General features: G+C 63.5%; 16 protein-coding genes and 1 tRNA gene. 11 read left to right on the top strand and 6 right to left on the bottom strand.

Annotation, left to right across the window (positions count from 1 at the left end):
- Positions 1 to 323: 323 nt before the first annotated feature.
- From Q2M23_RS36540 to Q2M23_RS36525, 4 genes are all read right to left on the bottom strand, one after another.
- Positions 324 to 1,331, bottom strand: coding sequence for a hypothetical protein (locus tag Q2M23_RS36540; RefSeq protein WP_316398625.1), 1,008 nt, complete (start codon positions 1,329 to 1,331; stop codon positions 324 to 326).
- A gap of 317 nt (positions 1,332 to 1,648) precedes the next feature.
- A complete protein-coding gene (locus tag Q2M23_RS36535; RefSeq protein ID WP_316398624.1) occupies positions 1,649 to 2,041 on the bottom strand; it encodes a hypothetical protein in 393 nt (130 codons plus the stop codon).
- A 166-nt stretch (positions 2,042 to 2,207) separates the two neighbouring features.
- Positions 2,208 to 2,284 (bottom strand) — tRNA-Arg (locus tag Q2M23_RS36530).
- Between the two features lie 152 nt (positions 2,285 to 2,436).
- Positions 2,437 to 3,915, bottom strand: coding sequence for a sensor histidine kinase (locus Q2M23_RS36525; RefSeq protein WP_057018967.1), 1,479 nt, complete (start codon positions 3,913 to 3,915; stop codon positions 2,437 to 2,439).
- A 365-nt stretch (positions 3,916 to 4,280) separates the two neighbouring features.
- Here Q2M23_RS36525 and rpmH point away from each other — a divergent pair, with 365 nt between their 5' ends.
- The 11 genes from rpmH (at position 4,281) to dapE (ending at position 14,133) form a co-directional block, all read left to right on the top strand.
- Positions 4,281 to 4,415, top strand: a complete 135-nt coding sequence (gene rpmH, locus Q2M23_RS36520; RefSeq protein ID WP_008542748.1) for a 50S ribosomal protein L34 — start codon at positions 4,281 to 4,283, stop codon at positions 4,413 to 4,415.
- Positions 4,416 to 4,447: 32 nt separating this feature from the next.
- Positions 4,448 to 4,858: a ribonuclease P protein component gene (gene rnpA, locus Q2M23_RS36515; RefSeq protein WP_057018968.1), complete on the top strand. Its 411-nt coding sequence runs from the start codon at positions 4,448 to 4,450 to the stop codon at positions 4,856 to 4,858.
- A gap of 3 nt (positions 4,859 to 4,861) precedes the next feature.
- The gene (gene yidC, locus Q2M23_RS36510; RefSeq protein ID WP_316398623.1) at positions 4,862 to 6,757 is read left to right on the top strand and encodes a membrane protein insertase YidC; all 1,896 of its coding nucleotides are present in this window, start codon (positions 4,862 to 4,864) and stop codon (positions 6,755 to 6,757) included.
- A 173-nt stretch (positions 6,758 to 6,930) separates the two neighbouring features.
- Positions 6,931 to 7,584 (top strand): ribosome biogenesis GTP-binding protein YihA/YsxC, encoded by a 654-nt coding sequence (gene yihA / locus Q2M23_RS36505; RefSeq protein ID WP_316398622.1) that lies wholly within the window; start codon positions 6,931 to 6,933, stop codon positions 7,582 to 7,584.
- The gene (locus tag Q2M23_RS36500) at positions 7,581 to 7,949 is read left to right on the top strand and encodes a DUF423 domain-containing protein (protein WP_253588651.1); all 369 of its coding nucleotides are present in this window, start codon (positions 7,581 to 7,583) and stop codon (positions 7,947 to 7,949) included. Before yihA ends, Q2M23_RS36500 begins: the two co-directional genes overlap by 4 nt.
- Before the next feature lie 223 nt (positions 7,950 to 8,172).
- Complete coding sequence (gene argB, locus Q2M23_RS36495) at positions 8,173 to 9,066, top strand: acetylglutamate kinase (RefSeq protein WP_016848093.1); 894 nt, start codon at positions 8,173 to 8,175, stop codon at positions 9,064 to 9,066.
- A gap of 59 nt (positions 9,067 to 9,125) precedes the next feature.
- Positions 9,126 to 10,112 carry a DUF1036 domain-containing protein gene (locus tag Q2M23_RS36490; RefSeq protein WP_316398629.1) on the top strand — a complete coding sequence of 329 codons (987 nt, stop codon included), beginning with the start codon at positions 9,126 to 9,128 and terminating at the stop codon, positions 10,110 to 10,112.
- 190 nt (positions 10,113 to 10,302) lie between these two features.
- Positions 10,303 to 10,998, top strand: a complete 696-nt coding sequence (locus tag Q2M23_RS36485) for a pyrimidine 5'-nucleotidase (protein ID WP_316398621.1) — start codon at positions 10,303 to 10,305, stop codon at positions 10,996 to 10,998.
- 252 nt (positions 10,999 to 11,250) lie between these two features.
- Entirely contained in the window at positions 11,251 to 12,096 is an 846-nt protein-coding gene (dapD, locus tag Q2M23_RS36480; protein WP_316398620.1) for a 2,3,4,5-tetrahydropyridine-2,6-dicarboxylate N-succinyltransferase, read from the top strand.
- A 241-nt stretch (positions 12,097 to 12,337) separates the two neighbouring features.
- Positions 12,338 to 12,949, top strand: a complete 612-nt coding sequence (locus Q2M23_RS36475; RefSeq protein WP_076834921.1) for a DUF805 domain-containing protein — start codon at positions 12,338 to 12,340, stop codon at positions 12,947 to 12,949.
- Positions 12,950 to 12,966: 17 nt separating this feature from the next.
- A complete protein-coding gene (gene dapE, locus Q2M23_RS36470) occupies positions 12,967 to 14,133 on the top strand; it encodes a succinyl-diaminopimelate desuccinylase (protein WP_316398619.1) in 1,167 nt (388 codons plus the stop codon).
- A 214-nt stretch (positions 14,134 to 14,347) separates the two neighbouring features.
- Here the strand turns inward: dapE and truA are convergent, their stop codons facing one another.
- Complete coding sequence (truA, locus tag Q2M23_RS36465) at positions 14,348 to 15,085, bottom strand: tRNA pseudouridine(38-40) synthase TruA (RefSeq protein ID WP_076834919.1); 738 nt, start codon at positions 15,083 to 15,085, stop codon at positions 14,348 to 14,350.
- Positions 15,085 to 16,020: a methionyl-tRNA formyltransferase gene (gene fmt, locus Q2M23_RS36460; protein WP_057018976.1), complete on the bottom strand. Its 936-nt coding sequence runs from the start codon at positions 16,018 to 16,020 to the stop codon at positions 15,085 to 15,087. Before fmt ends, truA begins: the two co-directional genes overlap by 1 nt.
- Positions 16,021 to 16,054 lie beyond the last annotated feature (34 nt).

Below are 16,054 nucleotides of genomic sequence, written 5' to 3'. Positions count from 1 at the left end.
CAAGCGGTCTTAGGAAGACAACTATAACACTCAACTCCTTGGCTCACAGAACGACATGGCTACGATCCGACTTGGGAATATTGGGACGATACTCGAAGGGCTTTCTTGTCGTCGTTCGCATGGAATTGACCCCTGTTTGGTTCTGCATCCTATGCAACGCCATTTGGGAACGCAGAAGATGCAGAAGATAGTAGGTGGTTACGTTGGTCGGCTTGTTCGGTTCATTACGAACCAAGGTGTCTATTTCGGCTGTCGGTATTGCGAAAATGATCGTTGGTTTTCAAAGGATTAGGATGCGTAAATTCGAAGTGTTGGGATAATCATCATGGAGAACGGCCATCTTCCCGGGGTAATAGATGCCGGACGTTGTGGGTGATGACGCAACGATTGACTTCGAAGTATTTTCTGTATCGATCGATAACGGCCTGCGTTGAACCACTGGCTCTCACGATAATGGACCCAGTCCGTAGATGAAAATCATATGCGAACGTGCCATTGCGATCGAACTGGATCCAAGGTCCACGCCGTTTTACTGAGTTGTTCCTGTTGCAGTGCATGCGGCCAAGACTGCGCAAGTCCAGGCTGCAGATTCTGAGCCGCCTCTCCCAGAACTCGCGAAAATTGAAATCGAGCAGATCACGAAGGGAGTGAATCCCGTTCCGACGCAAGGCGGCGCCGCCGGCGACGCGCCAATCGAGATGAACACAATGATTTTGCCCAGTTACTCTGCTGGGCTTGTCCGAATAGACCACGATGACATTTGGGGCATTCCTCGGTCCGGAATATCTTGACTGCGTGCCCTCATTCCCGACGAAAATTACTCCCTGATCGCGGTGATTGTTCTTGACCAGATGCTGCCAGAGGCAATCGACTGCCTCATTCTTATGGGGTTTGCAGCTGAATATCCAATCGAGACTGATCTCAGCATAGGTCAAATGATGATCACGAGTTGCGAGCGATTGCAGGGCGTCGGTAGTCGGCTGGAAGAGCGTGAGACGCTGGCAATAGCGCCGATTGAAGCGAGCTGGCCGATTGTGCACTCGCAGCTTTGCTCCGCCTCCATGTGGCCGTAACCAAGTGAACTCGGCCGTTGTCAATGGCCTCAGGAGCCACACACGAACAACATCCAAGTAGGCGTGTGTGCGAACGGGATTAAGCTTGTCAGCGGGCGAAAGCTGTCTTTGCATTAGGGGCCCTTGGCCAATAGCTTGGTTGTCGAAATCGAAGCGGCCTGTTTTCGCGCAGTAAGAAGCATTGTGAGCTTCGCATTGAGCAAGTCGTCTTGAGCCGAGCCTCTCCAGGCTGAGCTGCGCGACCGCAGTCCTGCGCATCAGGTTTGATCGTGGCTATCGGATACGGGGATCGGTAGTTTTGCCGACGCTAGCGCTATCGAGCGACAACGCACGGTCGAGTTCAGAAGCGCGCGCGACGATCGTTTTCGGGCCGAGCTTCTTCGCAGGAATTAGGCCCTTTTCTATGAGATAATAGGTTGTCCGAACGGGACGGTTAATATAGCGCGCGATTGCTCGAGCGCCCCATATAAGATCGTTCGGCAAAACTGCTGTTTTCGTCATAGTGAGGACTCCGTTACACCATGACGACAATAAGTGCATGATCGAGGCTGGGTGACTACGAACCCGAGTAATGACTAATCGCCGGTCTGCATCATGCGTTTGATAGTGCTGACCTTGAGCGTCCACCCGTAACGCTGCGCCAATAGTTCTTTGGCGTCTTTCGCAGCCTCATGTTCGGCGTCGGTTGCGTTCATGCCGCCGGCCCGCAACTCGCTTTTTCGTTGGCGTGCCCACGACCGCGCAACTGACTCTATTTGGCGATCTTTTATGAGATCTCGTGGACGCCCCGTGCGCCCATGGCCTTTGCCCCGGCCTGCGATCGCACACTCCAAGAGGATCTCGGCGGCTTCGATGGGCAAACTGATGGGCTTGTCCACCCTGCTCATTTTCCTTTTAGTCAATTCAAGCGTCACGTATTCGATGACAGTGTCGCGGTTCCAATGTTGCTCTTCGGCGTCCTCGTCCATCGGGATGAATCCCCTGCTTATGTCGCATTTTTGTTGCATGGACACAGCGAGACTGTCGACAACACATTGAAAAAGCACGAGATGTTGCTGCAACATATGCAACAACAAAATGGATCGACAGAAACTCTGAAAATAACTTATCTGATTGAGATTATTGTACTTTTAGTGGCGCGCCCGGAACGATTCGAACGTCCGACCCTCAGATTCGTAGTCTGATGCTCTATCCAGCTGAGCTACGGGCGCATTTTCGCGGGTGGGCTTGAGCCCGCATGGTCCCGGGAGGCCCGGAACGTCGCGAAAGAGCGCTCTAGCTACAGGCTCCGGGTCCGGTTGGCAAGGTCTGGAAACGCCAATTTCGGCCGCAGTTTTGGCCGCCCCGGAATACCGGAACGGCCTCAGGCCCTCGCCCGCTCGCTGCGGACCGACAGCAGTTCCACCGGACGATCCGGGATCGAAATCCGGAAGGTGGCGCCGATCGTGCCCTCGACCAGGTGGATGTGGCCGCCGTGGGCCCGGATCAGCTCGGCGGCAATGGCAAGGCCGAGTCCGCTGCCGCCGGGGCGGCCGGAGGTCTGGAATGCCTCGAACAGATGCTCGCGCGCCTTGGTCGGGACGCCCGGACCGGTGTCGGAGACCTCGATGATCGCAACCGTCCCCTCGCGGCGGCCGGTGATGCGGATCTGCTGCGCGCCGCCGTCACCTGCGGGCCGGGTTTCCAGCGCCTGCGCCGCGTTGCGCACCAGATTGAGCAGCACGCGGAACAGCTGGTCCGGGTCGGCGTCGATGGTCAGGCCGCGCTCGATCGCGCTGATCCAGGTGATCGAGACATCGGTGGCAAGCCCGGCCGACTCCCGCACCTCGGCAACCGCGGGCTCCACCATGATGACGCGGCGATCAGGCGCCGCCTCCTGCGCGCGGCCATAAGACAGTGTCGACTGGCAGAAGGCGATGGCGCGCTCCAGCGAGCGCAACAATTTCGGCGCAAAGCGTTGCACCCGCGGGTCGGGCACGCTGGCGAGCTGGTCCGACAGCAATTGCGAGGACGCCAGCAGATTGCGCAGATCATGGTTGATCTTGGAGACGGCGAGCCCGAGCGCGGCAAGCCGGCTCTTCTGATGCAGCATCGAGACGAGGTCGCGCTGCATGTCGGACAGCTCGCGCTCGGCAACGCCGATCTCGTCGCCGCGCTGGCTCGGCACGATGATTCGCGCCGAACTCTCCGGATTCTCATGGAAGCCGACCAGGCTCGCGGTCAGCCGCCGCATCGGGCGCACGAACAGATAATGCAGCGCCAGATAGACCAGACCGGCGGTCAGGCCGGCGATCAACAATGCAACGACCAAAACGTTGCGCGAGAAGCGGTACATCGCCTGCCGCAGCGGCTTCTCGTCGATCACGACCTCGATGAATTGCGCCTGGCCCGGCGCGGGTCCGACCACGCGGATGGTCTGGTCACCGTGCTCCAGCATGATCTCGAAGGCATCGACGATCGCCGACCATACCGTCATGGTCCGCATGTCGACGTCATGGTCGATCGCCGCCGGCAAATCGGCGCTGGCGAGCAGCCGGCGCTGCTGTCCCAATTTGATGGCGACGGCACGGGCGCCGATGCTGGTCAGGATCTGTCGCGCCAGCGAATCCGGCACCAGGCCGGACGGGGCGGCATCGAGCACCAGCGCCGCGGTATTGGCGGCGGCCAGGCGGTCATTGAGCCGGTTCATCCGGAAGTTGGCGATGGCCGGGACGTAGATCAGGAGCCCGGCGATCATCACCAGGGGAATCGTCAGCAGCAAAAGCTTGCCCGACAGCCCGAGCCGGGGGGACGGCTTGGGCCGCTGCTTCTGCGCGGTCGCCTGATCGTCAGTTAGAGCCACAAGATAAGGCCTTGTTTGGCTTAGGGGTCAGAAGATGCGGCCCCGCCCCCAAGCCGGTCAAATTACGGATCGCTAATGTGGACGGTTCCCCGAACGCCCCAAAGCGTCTCCATACCGTCAAATACCTCGCGAAATCAGATATATTCGCCCCAATTACGACGTTTCGAAGAACCCTTTTTGCGACGGCCTGTGACATTGACGAAAACAGGGCGCTCCCTTATAAGCCGCGCCAACTGTCCGCGATGGCCCGGTTCTTGACCCGGGGGCGGCTCTTTGGGGCCGTCAACGGCTCGTTTGGGCCCGCCAGCATCACCGGACTCCATCTCAATACAACGGCAAATTGCCCGGTCAGCGGAGAATTACCCGTGAAGCGGACTTATCAACCCAGCAAACTGGTGCGCAAGCGCCGTCACGGCTTCCGCGCCCGTCTCGCCACGGCCGGCGGCCGCAAGGTCCTCGCTGCGCGCCGCGCGCGTGGCCGCAAGCGCCTGAGCGCCTGAGCCCGGACGTCTCCTCTCCGGAGATACCCATTATGGATCGGCTGAGGCAGCGGGCGGATTTCCTCGCCGTTGCCAATGGCGCACGGGCGAATACCACAGCTTTTGTGCTGCAGGGCCGCCGCCGCGACGATCAGGGCCCGATCCGCGTCGGCTATACCGTCACCAAGAAGAACGGCACCGCGACCGAGCGCAACCGCATCCGCCGCCGGCTTCGCGAAGTGATGAGACAGGTCGACGCCGTATTCATGCGGCCGCACCATGATTATGTGCTAGTGGGCCGTCGTGACGCGCTGACCCGCGACTTTGCGACCATGCTTGACGACCTGCGGTCGGCGCTGCGCCGCCTCGACCGGCCTGCGCCCAACACGGGTAATAACAAGACGGGTACCAACAAGGCGGGTAACAAGAGCGCGCCCAATCCGAATGGAATGACGAGACCCTAAGAGATGTCCGACAACCGCAACACGATCCTTGCCGTCATTCTGTCCGGCCTCGTCCTGATCGCCTGGCAATATTTCTACAATGTGCCGCAGATGGAGAAGCAGCGCGAGGCGCAGCGCCAGGCGGAGTTGCAGAAGCCGGCGCCGCAGGCGACTCCGGGTGCTGCTCCCGGCACCGCTCCGGGTACCTCGGCGACTCCCTCTCCGGCTCCCGGCGCGCCTGCTGCTGACGCTCCGGTCGCGAGCCGCGAGACGGTGCTTGCCTCCGGCCCGCGCATCAAGATCGAGACCCCGCGCGTCACCGGCAGCATCGCGCTGAAGGGCGCCCGGATCGACGACCTGGCGCTGGTTCAGTTCCGCGAGACGGTCGATCCCAAATCGCCGGCCGTCGTGCTGCTTTCCCCGTCGGGCACGGCCGAGCCTTATTACGCCGAGTTCCTGTGGCTGACCGCCAACGGCTCATCGGTGAAGACGCCGAACGCCGAAACCGTCTGGCAGCAGGAGGGATCGAACAGCCTGTCGCCGAGCACCCCGGTGATTCTGAAATACGAGAACGGCCAGGGCCTGACCTTCCGCCGCACCATCTCGATCGACGATCGCTACCTCTTCAGCATCAGGGACGAGGTCATCAATCAAGGCAGCGCGCCGGTGACGCTGTATCCGTTCGGTCTGATCTCGCGCGGCGGCAAGCCGCCGGTCTCCGGCTACGCGATTCTGCATGAAGGCCCGATCGGCTATCTCGGCGAACACGGCCTGCAGGAATTCAGCTACAAGAACATCGACGAGGCCAAGACCTCAACCGGCGGAAATTCGCGCGGCATCGTGTTCACGAAGGTCACCGACGGCTGGCTCGGCATCACCGACAAATACTGGGCCACGGCACTACTGCCGGAGACCACCGCAACGCTCGAAAGCGCCCGCTTCACGACCGGCGACAAGCGCTACCAGACCGACTACATGCTCGGCGCACAGACCATTCCGATCGGCGGCACCGGCGTTGCCAACGGGCGGCTGTTCGCCGGCGCGAAGGAGGCCGCCACGGTCGGCCTCAACTTCCCGCTGGTCGGCTTCGGCGGCTACAACAAGCAGCTCGGCCTCAACCATTTCGATCTCCTGATCGACTGGGGCCATTTCTACTTCATCACCAAGCCGATGTTCCTGGCGCTCGACTGGTTCTATCGCCTGGTCGGCAATTTCGGCATCGCAATCCTCTTGGTGACCGTGATCGTGAAGCTGTTGTTCTTCCCGCTCGCCAACAAGTCCTACGCCTCGATGGCGAAGATGAAGTCCGTGCAGCCGCAGCTGCAGGCGCTGAAGGAACGTTATCCTGATGACCGCGTGAAGCAGCAGCAGGAGATGATGGAGATCTACAAGAAGGAGAAGATCAACCCGATCGCGGGCTGTCTTCCCGTCGCCTTGCAGATCCCGGTGTTCTTCTCGCTCTACAAGGTGCTGTTCATCACCATCGAAATGCGGCACGCGCCGTTCTTCGGCTGGATCAAGGACCTCTCGGCGCCTGATCCGACCAATCTGTTCACGCTGTTCGGCCTGATTCCGTTCGATCCGATCGCGCTGCTCGGACCGCATTTCGGCGCCTATCTGGTGATGGGTATCTGGCCGATCATCATGGGCATCACGATGTGGGTCCAGATGAAGCTCAATCCGGCGCCGCCGGATCCGACCCAGAAGATGATCTTCGACTGGATGCCGCTGATCTTCACCTTCATGCTGGCCGGCTTCCCGGCGGGTCTCGTGATCTACTGGGCCTGGAACAACCTGCTGTCGGTGCTGCAGCAGAGCTACATCATGCGGCGCAACGGCGTGAAGGTGGAGCTGTTCGACAATCTGAAGTCGACGTTTCAAAAAAAAAGCGTGACGACTGAGACAAAGAAGGCGACGTAGCTTCCAGCAACGGCGCTTCGTCACCACGTCATGCCCGGCCTTGTGCCGGGCATCGACATATTGGAGGACGGCCAGAACCGAGGCTCTGGACGTTGACCTGGATGGCCGGGTCGTCCTACGCCAAGGACCCGCCTTGGGCCTTTGTCTGGCCGCGACGAGATGGAATCCTTCGCATGAGCACCGAAGCCGATGCGGCGCTAATTGAGCAAGGCCGGAAACTGTTCGCCGGCGACTGGCGCTTCATCTGGGCCTCGCCCTCGATCGAGACGCTGCCGCCGATGGCCGGCCTCGAGGTCGCCTTTGCCGGCCGCTCCAATGTCGGCAAGTCGACCCTGATCAACGCGCTGACCGGCCGCAGCAACCTGGCTCGCACCTCGCACACGCCCGGGCGCACCCAGGAGCTGATCTTCTTCGAGGGGCCGGAGAAGGCGGGCTTCCGCCTGGTCGACATGCCCGGCTACGGCTACGCCTCGGCACCCAAGACCAAGGTGGCGTCGTGGACGGCGCTGATCCACAAATTCCTGCTCGGGCGCGCGACACTGGCGCGGGTCTACGTGCTGATCGACGCGCGCCACGGCATCAAGGACGTCGATCTCGACGTGCTGAAGACGCTGGACAAGTCCGCGGTGAGCTATCAGGTCGTGCTGACCAAGGCCGATCAGGTGAAGGCCGGCGAACTCAAGACCGTCATCGCCGACACGTCAGCAACGCTCGCAAAACATCCCGCCGCCTTCCCCGAAGTGCTGGTGACCTCGTCGCGCACCGGCGACGGCATGCCGGAGCTGCGTGCCGCCATGGTGCGCCTGATCGAGGAACGGCGCCGATGAGCGGCGCATCCCGCTTCCTGATCGGCCTTGCCGCCATCATGGGCGCTTGCGGCGTGGTGCTGGCGGCGGCTGCAGCCCATCTGCCTGACGCCACGCGGCTGGCGGCGGCATCCTCGATGCTGCTGTTCCATGCACCCGCCGTCGTCGCGACCATCGCGGTCGCGGATCGCGCGATCATCCATGCGAAGCTCGCAGTCGTGGCGGCGGCCGGCTTCGTCATCGCGGCGTCATTGTTCGCGGGCGACCTCGTGCTGCGCCAATATGCCGGCCATGGATTGTTTCCGATGGCTGCGCCGACCGGCGGAACGCTCTTGATCCTGAGCTGGCTGGTACTGGCGGTCGCGGCGGTGTGGCCGAAGCGGTGATGACCGCCATACTTCCTTCTCCCCTTGTGGGAGAAGGTGGCGCGGATGCAATCCGCGCCGGATGAGGGGTCTCTATCCGCGGAGACAGACCCTCACCCGGCTTCGATGCCGTCGCATCGAAGCCACCCTCTCCCACAAAGGGAGAGGGTCAAGACCGCTTTGCGCCCTGCCCGCCAATCAGATAGAACCGCGCCACCCCTCCGCTGACGACGAGACCAGCCCCATGACCGACCAGCACATCAGCCCGCTCGATCAGGCCCGCATCCTGTCCGAGGCGCTGCCGCACATGCAGGAATATGACGAGGAAACCATCGTCATCAAATATGGCGGCCATGCCATGGGCGCCGAGGACACCGCGAAGGCGTTCGCGCGCGACATCGTGCTGCTCGAGCAGACCGCGATCAATCCGGTGGTCGTGCATGGCGGTGGGCCGCAGATCGCGACCATGCTGAAGCGCCTCGGCATCCAGTCGGAATTCGCCGCGGGCCTGCGCATCACCGACGCCGCGACCATCGAGATCGTCGAGATGGTACTGGCGGGCTCGGTCAACAAGCAGATCGTCGGCTACATCAACGAGGCGGGCGGCAAGGCCGTAGGCCTCTCCGGCAAGGACGGCAACATGGTGAAGGCGTCGAAGACGACGCGCACCATGGTCGATCCGGATTCCAACATCGAGAAGGCCATCGATCTCGGCTTCGTCGGCGATCCCGAAAAGGTCGACCTCACGCTGCTCAATCAGCTGATCGGCTATGAGCTGATCCCGGTGCTGGCGCCGCTGGCGACCTCGCAGGACGGCCAGACCCTGAACATCAACGCCGACACCTTCGCCGGCGCAATCGCGGGCGCGCTGAAGGCCAAGCGCCTGCTGCTGCTGACCGACGTGCCGGGCGTGCTCGACAAGTCCAAGAAGCTGATTCCGGACCTGTCGATCAAGGAAGCCCGCAAGCTGATCGCCGACGGCACGATTTCCGGCGGCATGATCCCGAAGGTCGAGACCTGCATTTACGCGCTCGAACAGGGCGTGCAGGGCGTCGTGATCATCGACGGCAAGACGCAGCACGCGGTGCTGCTCGAGCTCTTCACCAACCAGGGCACCGGCACGCTGATCCACAAGTAATGGCAGACGCGGGACACACGGCGAGGATTCCTCGCCGGTCGCTGCCGGCGCGGCTCGCGATGGCGCTGCCCGCCGCGCTGGTGTCGTTCCTGTTCTCGTCGGCGCCGGCGCATGCCGATCTCAAGCTCTGCAACCGCATGAGCTATGTGATCGAGGCCGCGATCGGCATCGACGACAAGGCCGCGACCGCGACACGCGGCTGGTTCCGCATCGATCCCGCGACCTGCCGGGTCGTGGTGCAGGGCGCGCTCACCGCCGACCGCGTGCTGCTCAATGCGCGGGCGCTCGGCGTCTACGGCGCCTCGCCGATCCCGCAGAACGGCACCGACACGCTCTGCGTGGCGCAGGACAATTTCGTGATCGCCGCCGCGCGACAATGCCGTTCCGGCCAGATGCCCGCGCAATTCACCCAGATCACGCCGACCAAGACCGACGACGGCCATCTGGTCGCCTATCTCGCCGAAGACAGCGAATATGACGACGAGCAGGCGCGCCTCGCCGGCATCCAGCGCCTCTTGGTGATCGCGGGCTACGATGCCGCGCCGATCGACGGCGTCGACGGGCCGAAGACCCAGAGTGCGCTGGCGGCATTCCTCAGGAGTCGCGGGCTCGCCAGCGACATCGTGCAGTCGCCGAATTTCTTCGCCACCATGATCGATGCCGTGCAGAAGCCGTCGCCATCGGGGCTGACCTGGTGCAACGACACGCCGCACAAGGTGATGGCCGCGGTTGCAACCGACGACGGCAAGGTGGTGACCAGCCGCGGCTGGTATCGCATCGACCCCGGCAAGTGCCTGCATCCGGACGTGTCAGGCACGCCGAAGCAGATCTATTCGTTTGCTGAAGCGGTCGACAACGACAACCGGGCCATCCGCATCAAGGACAAGCCGCTGAACTGGGGCGGCGGGGTCCAGCTCTGCACCCGCGAAAGCAAGTTCGAGATCAACGAACAGGGCGACTGCAGCACCCGCGGCCTCGCCGCACTCGGCTTCACCACCGTCGACATGACCAGCGGCGGCAAGACGCTGCGCTTTGCGATGCCGTGATGAAGATAATGAGGCCGCAAACATCGATGTCGTCCTGGCGAAGGCCAGGACCCATTACCACAAGACTGCGTTTGGCGAAGAACGACGAGCACCGTGCCACATTGATAGATTCCGCGGTATGGGTCCTGGCTTTCGCCAGGACGACGGCGGAGGGCGGAACGACGTTCACGCTGACAAGTGGAGAGCCACAATGAATACTCCCCGCAGCTTCAGCCATGTCGAGACCTGGGTGTTCGACCTCGACAACACGCTGTACCCGCATCACGTCAACCTGTGGCAGCAGGTCGATGCGCGGATCGGCGAGTTCGTCAGCAACTGGCTGAAGATCTCTGCCGAGGAAGCACGGCGGCTGCAGAAGGACTACTACCTGCGCTACGGCACCACGATGCGCGGTATGATGACCGAGCACAGCGTGCAGGCCGACGACTATCTCGCCTATGTGCACAAGATCGACCACTCGCCGCTGCAGCCGAATCCGGCGATGGGAGCCGCGATCGCAAAACTGCCGGGGCGCAAGCTGATCCTGACCAACGGCTCGGTCGACCATGTCGATGCGGTGCTGGGCCGGCTCGGCATCGGCAACCATTTCGACGGCGTGTTCGACATCATCGCCGCCGATCTCGAGCCGAAGCCGGCACCGCAGACCTACCAGAAGTTCCTCAGGCTCCACGACGTCGATCCGGCGAAGGCTGCGATGTTCGAGGACCTCGCGCGCAACCTCGTGGTGCCGCATGAGCTCGGCATGACCACCGTGCTGGTCGTGCCCGACGGCAGCCAGGAGGTGGTGCGCGAGACCTGGGAGCTCGAAGGCCGCGACGCCGACCATGTCGACCATGTCACTGATGATCTCACCGGCTTCCTGCAGCGGCTGAACGGAAAGCCCTGACCTCTCCCCACGTCGTCCCGGCGAAAGCCGGACCCATAACCACCAATCTCTGTGTGGCTACGCGCCGTGGCACCAGCGTGCCGCAACACGGGCATTTGTGGTTATGGGTCCCGGCTCGCGCTTCGCTTGGCCGGGACGACGGAAGAGAGACCACTCGGCGACGGAGGAGTTTGCCTTGACTCCGCGGCCCCAAATTCCGAAAAAGCCCCGCAAAATCCCGTCATAATCCCCGATACGCCAAGGATTGTCCCGATGTCGCTGTCCGCCCTCGAAACCACCGTCAACACCGCGTTCGACGCCCGCGAAGGCATTTCGACCTCGACCAAGGGCGAGGTCCGCGAGGCGGTCGACCACGCGCTGGAGCTGCTCGACAAGGGCGAGGCCCGTGTCGCCGAGCGCGAAACGAGCGGCAAGTGGAAGGTCAATCAGTGGCTGAAGAAGGCCGTGCTGCTGTCGTTCCGCCTCAACGACATGGGTCAGATCGCGGGTGGCCCGGGCAAGGCATCGTGGTGGGACAAGGTGCCGTCGAAGTTCGAGGGCTGGGGCGAGAACCGTTTCCGCGACGCCGGCTTCCGCGCCGTGCCGGGCGCGATCGTGCGCCGCTCGGCCTTCATTGCCCGCAACGTCGTGCTGATGCCCTCCTTCGTCAATCTCGGCGCCTATGTCGATGAAGCCACCATGATCGACAGCTGGTCGACGGTCGGCTCCTGCGCCCAGATCGGCAAGCGCGTGCACATCTCCGGCGGCGTCGGCATCGGCGGCGTGCTCGAGCCGCTGCAGGCCGAGCCCGTGATCGTCGAGGACGACTGCTTCATCGGCGCGCGCTCGGAGGTCGCCGAGGGCGTGATCGTGCGCAAGGGCGCGGTGCTGTCGATGGGCGTGTTCCTCGGCGCCTCGACCAAGATCGTCGACCGCGAGACCGGCGAAATCTTCGTCGGCGAGGTCCCGGAATATGCCGTCGTGGTGCCCGGCACCCTGCCGGCCAAGCCGCTGAAGAACGGCCAGCCGGGACCTGCCACCGCCTGCGCCGTGATCGTCAAGCGGGTCGACGAGCGCACCCGCGCCAAGACCAGCATCAACGAGCTGCTGCGGGATTGATCGCTTTTTCGCCGCGAGATCAGTCCATCACCGTCACCCTGAGGAGCCTGCGAAGCAGGCGTCTCGAAGGGTCGACGGCCACCAGCGGGGCCGTGCATCCTTCGAGGCTCGCCCAGCGGCGCAATTGCGCCGCAAGGCTCGCACCTCAGGACGACGGGTCTGGACTGATCGAACCAATTTCGATCCGACGCCGACATATCTCCGGGCCGCGAAGAATTGCCGCAGCCCGGAGCTTATTTTCATGGACTGGGCCAATTACCTGTTCGGCTTCAAGGGCCGCGTCAACCGGGCCAAATTCTGGCTCGCAGGGCTGATCATCGTCTGCTGGATGATGTTCCTGGCTTTACTGGCGGTCTCGGCCGGCCTCGGCGGCAAGAACGGGTTCAGCTTCAATGTCGACGACATCTTCCGGGCCTTCGACCCCGACAGCTACAAATCGCTGAGCTGGGCCGGATTGCCGGCATTGCTGGTCAAGGCCTGCGGAACGTTCTTGTTCGTTTGGGTCTATGTCGCGGTCTCGATCAAGCGCCTGCACGACCGCGACAAGAGCGGCTGGTGGATGGTCCCGTTCTTCGCGATCCCGGGTCTCATGAGCCAGTTCTCGGACCGGCTCTCCGATGAATCCTATTGGGTGACGGCCGCGGGCCTGATCGTCTTCGTGCTTTACGTCTGGGGCTTCGTCGAGCTCGCCTTTCTGCGCGGCACCAGCTACCCCAATCGCTACGGCCCCAATCCGCTTGGGAAAACCCATGTGCGGCAAGGCCGCGACAGCGGGTCGCGCTCCGCGCGCGGCTGGGATCAGCAGAGCGAGATCGATATCGTGCCGCACAAAGCTGGTCCACCCGCCGTGTGACGTGTTAAGCGAGGCGCATGAGTGATGCCGTCTCGATTACCCGCGATCTCGTTCGCTGCCCCTCCGTCACCCCGGCCGACGCCGGCGCGCTTGGCGTGCTCGAAAACCTGCTGAAAGCCGCAGGCTTCGAAGTCCACCGCGTGACGTTCTCCGAGCCCGGCACCGCCGATATCGACAACCTCTATGCGCGCATCGGCACCTCGGCGCCGCATATCACCTTCGCTGGCCACACCGACGTGGTGCCGCCCGGCGATGAAGCGGCGTGGACGCTCGGCGCGTTCTCCGGCGAGGTGAAGGACGGTTATCTCTATGGCCGCGGCGCCGTCGACATGAAGGGCGGCATCGCCTGCAGCGTCGCCGCGGTGCTGCAATATCTGCAGGACCGTGGCGGCAAGCCACAAGAGAATGGCAACGGCTCGATCTCCTTCCTGATCACCGGCGACGAGGAAGACGTCTCGATCAACGGCACCGTCAAGCTGTTGAAATGGTGCGCTGAGCGTGGCGAGACATTCGATCATTGCGTGCTCGGCGAGCCCTCGAATGTCGAAGTGCTGGGCGACATGATCAAGATCGGCCGGCGCGGCTCGCAGTCCGGCACGCTGGTGGTCGACGGCGTGCAGGGCCATGTCGCCTATCCGCACCGCGCCTCCAACCCGGTGCCTGATATCTCGCGGCTGATCGTGGCGCTGAGTGACGAGCCGCTCGATCACGGCAGCGCGCAGTTCCAGGCCAGCAACCTCGAATTCACCACCGTCGATGTCGGCAACACCGCGAGCAACGTGATCCCCGGCCAGGCACGGGCGAAATTCAACATCCGCTACAACGACAACCACACCCAGGAGAGCCTGCGGCAGATGGTCGATGAGCGGCTGGCGAAAGCCTGCGGCAACCGGATCCGCGCCCATATCGATTGGCAACCGTCGAACTCGAACGTGTTCGTCACCCAGCCCGGCCCGTTCACCGACCTCGCGGTCGCCGCGATCGAGGAGATCACCGGCCGCAGGCCGGAGCTATCGACCTCCGGCGGCACCTCGGACGCGCGCTTCATCTCGAGCTATTGCCCGGTGATCGAGTTCGGCCTGGTCGGTCAGACCATGCACCAGGTCGACGAGCGCACGCCGGTGGCCGATCTGGAGAAGCTGACGCGGATCTATCGGGGCGTGTTGGAGCGGTATTTCGGGTAGGCCAGCCGCCCGGCTGGACAAAAACATCGAAAACAACCCCATGCACAGTAGGGATTGGGGCCGCTAGTATCCACTCGCACTAGATCTAGTATCCACTCGCACCAGATACAGCCTGTAGGATGGGTAGAGCGCAGCGAAACGCATTACCTCGAATCGCGGCGCACATGATGGGTTTCGCCTCGCTCTACCCATCCTACAAGATCATTCACACCGCCTAGTAATCCACCCGCATCAGGTAGAGCCCGTCCGGCGGCGCCACGGGGCCGCAGGCGGCGCGGTTGCGGGCGGCGAGCGCACCGGCAAGATCGTCGGCGCTCCAGCGACCCTCGCCGACCCAGACCAGCGAGCCCACCATCGAACGCACCTGGCTGTGCAGGAACGAGCGCGCCGACGTCACGATGTTGACGGCGGCGCCGTCACGGGTGACATCGAGCTGATCGAGCGTCTTCTCCGGCGATTTGGCCTGGCACTCGGTGTCGCGGAAGGTGGTGAAGTCGTGCTTGCCGAGCAGGCGCTGCGCGGCGGCGTGCATCGCGTCAGCATCGAGCGCGCGCGGCACGCGCCAGACGCGGCCGATGTCGAGCGCGAGGTTCGCGCGCGTGTTGGTGATGCGATAGAGATAGTGCCGCCTGGTCGCGGAGAACCGCGCCTCGAAATCGTCGGGCACGATGTCAGCCGCGAGCACGCCGATCGGATTGGGCCGCAGATGCGCATTCAGCCCGTCGCGAAAGCGGCCGGGCGGAAAATGCTTGGCGATGTCGCAATGCGCGACCTGGCCGCGCGCATGCACTCCGGCATCGGTACGCCCTGCGCCATGGACGCGCACGTCCTCGCCGCAGATCGCCTTGACCGCCGCCTCCAGCGCGCCCTGCACGGTCGGCGCGGTGTCCTGGATCTGCCAGCCGGAGAACGGCGTGCCGTCATACTCGATGGTGAGCTTGTAGCGGGGCATCAGCCGAGCCGCGCAGGCGGCTTCAGCGGCGTGCCGCGCAAGAAGTCCGCCGCCTTCATCGGCGCCTTGCCGGCGCGCTGCAGTTCGAGGATCCGGATCGCGCCGTCGCCGCAGGCGATCGCGAAATTGTCGTCGAGCACATCGCCCGGTGCGCCCGAGCCTTTCGCCTGCTCGCAGCGCAGGATCTTCAGCCGCACCGGCTCGCCTTCGCCGGTGAGCTCGCACCAGGCGCCGGGAAACGGCGAGAGCCCGTGAATGTGCCGCAGCACCGCATGCGCCGGCTGCTTCCAGTCGATCCGCGCCTCGGCCTTCTCGATCTTGGCCGCATAGGTGACGCCGTCCGCGCTCTGCTTCGTCAGCTGCAAGCCGCCGCGCCCGAGCGCCGCCATCGCGCGCACCATCAGGTCGGCACCGAGCGGCGCCAGCGCGTCGTGCAGATCGGATGCCGTCATGCTGTCCGATATCGGCAACCGCTCGGCCATCGCGACGTCCCCGGTGTCGAGGCCGACATCCATCTTCATCACCATCACGCCGCTCGCGGCATCGCCAGCCATGATGGCACGGTTGATCGGCGCGGCGCCGCGCCAGCGCGGCAGCAGCGAGGCATGCAGGTTGAAGCAGCCGAGCCTGGGCGCGTCGAGAATGGCCTGCGGCAGGATCATGCCATAGGCGACGACGACGGCGGCGTCTGCGTCATGCGCGCGAAACTCCTCGAGTGCTTCCGGCGTTTTGAGGGTCTTCGGCGTCAGCACGGGAATGCCGAGGCGGCGCGCCTCCTGCTCGACCGGCGTCGGCTGCAGCTGCAGGCCGCGTCGCCCGCCCGGCTTCGGCCCGCGGGTGTAGACCGCCACGACCTCATGGCCATGGGCCACGAGCTCCAGCAGCGTCGGCACCGCGAAATCGGGCGTGCCCATGAAGATCAGGCGGAGAGGCATTAGACAGGCTCGGTAGCAGTTGGAGTGCTTAAGC

The sequence above is a fragment of the Bradyrhizobium sp. 33ap4 genome (genome assembly GCF_032654765.1).
GTDB classification, from domain to species: domain Bacteria; phylum Pseudomonadota; class Alphaproteobacteria; order Rhizobiales; family Xanthobacteraceae; genus Bradyrhizobium; species Bradyrhizobium australafricanum.
This window is presented reverse-complemented; position numbering and strand designations above follow the sequence as displayed.

What these genes read in the sequence shown, in the direction of transcription:
- Q2M23_RS36535 (WP_316398624.1), bottom strand. Translation starts at nt 2,041, where the DNA reads ATGGACGAGGACGCCGAAGAGCAACATTGGAACCGCGACACTGTCATC.
- dapE (WP_316398619.1), top strand. Translation starts at nt 12,967, where the DNA reads ATGAGTGATGCCGTCTCGATTACCCGCGATCTCGTTCGCTGCCCCTCC.
- argB (WP_016848093.1), top strand. Translation starts at nt 8,173, where the DNA reads ATGACCGACCAGCACATCAGCCCGCTCGATCAGGCCCGCATCCTGTCC.
- Q2M23_RS36500 (WP_253588651.1), top strand. Translation starts at nt 7,581, where the DNA reads ATGAGCGGCGCATCCCGCTTCCTGATCGGCCTTGCCGCCATCATGGGC.
- dapD (WP_316398620.1), top strand. Translation starts at nt 11,251, where the DNA reads ATGTCGCTGTCCGCCCTCGAAACCACCGTCAACACCGCGTTCGACGCC.
- truA (WP_076834919.1), bottom strand. Translation starts at nt 15,085, where the DNA reads ATGCCCCGCTACAAGCTCACCATCGAGTATGACGGCACGCCGTTCTCC.
- yidC (WP_316398623.1), top strand. Translation starts at nt 4,862, where the DNA reads ATGTCCGACAACCGCAACACGATCCTTGCCGTCATTCTGTCCGGCCTC.
- Q2M23_RS36485 (WP_316398621.1), top strand. Translation starts at nt 10,303, where the DNA reads ATGAATACTCCCCGCAGCTTCAGCCATGTCGAGACCTGGGTGTTCGAC.
- Q2M23_RS36540 (WP_316398625.1), bottom strand. Translation starts at nt 1,331, where the DNA reads ATGCGCAGGACTGCGGTCGCGCAGCTCAGCCTGGAGAGGCTCGGCTCA.
- fmt (WP_057018976.1), bottom strand. Translation starts at nt 16,020, where the DNA reads ATGCCTCTCCGCCTGATCTTCATGGGCACGCCCGATTTCGCGGTGCCG.
- yihA (WP_316398622.1), top strand. Translation starts at nt 6,931, where the DNA reads ATGAGCACCGAAGCCGATGCGGCGCTAATTGAGCAAGGCCGGAAACTG.
- Q2M23_RS36475 (WP_076834921.1), top strand. Translation starts at nt 12,338, where the DNA reads ATGGACTGGGCCAATTACCTGTTCGGCTTCAAGGGCCGCGTCAACCGG.
- Q2M23_RS36490 (WP_316398629.1), top strand. Translation starts at nt 9,126, where the DNA reads ATGGCGCTGCCCGCCGCGCTGGTGTCGTTCCTGTTCTCGTCGGCGCCG.
- rnpA (WP_057018968.1), top strand. Translation starts at nt 4,448, where the DNA reads ATGGATCGGCTGAGGCAGCGGGCGGATTTCCTCGCCGTTGCCAATGGC.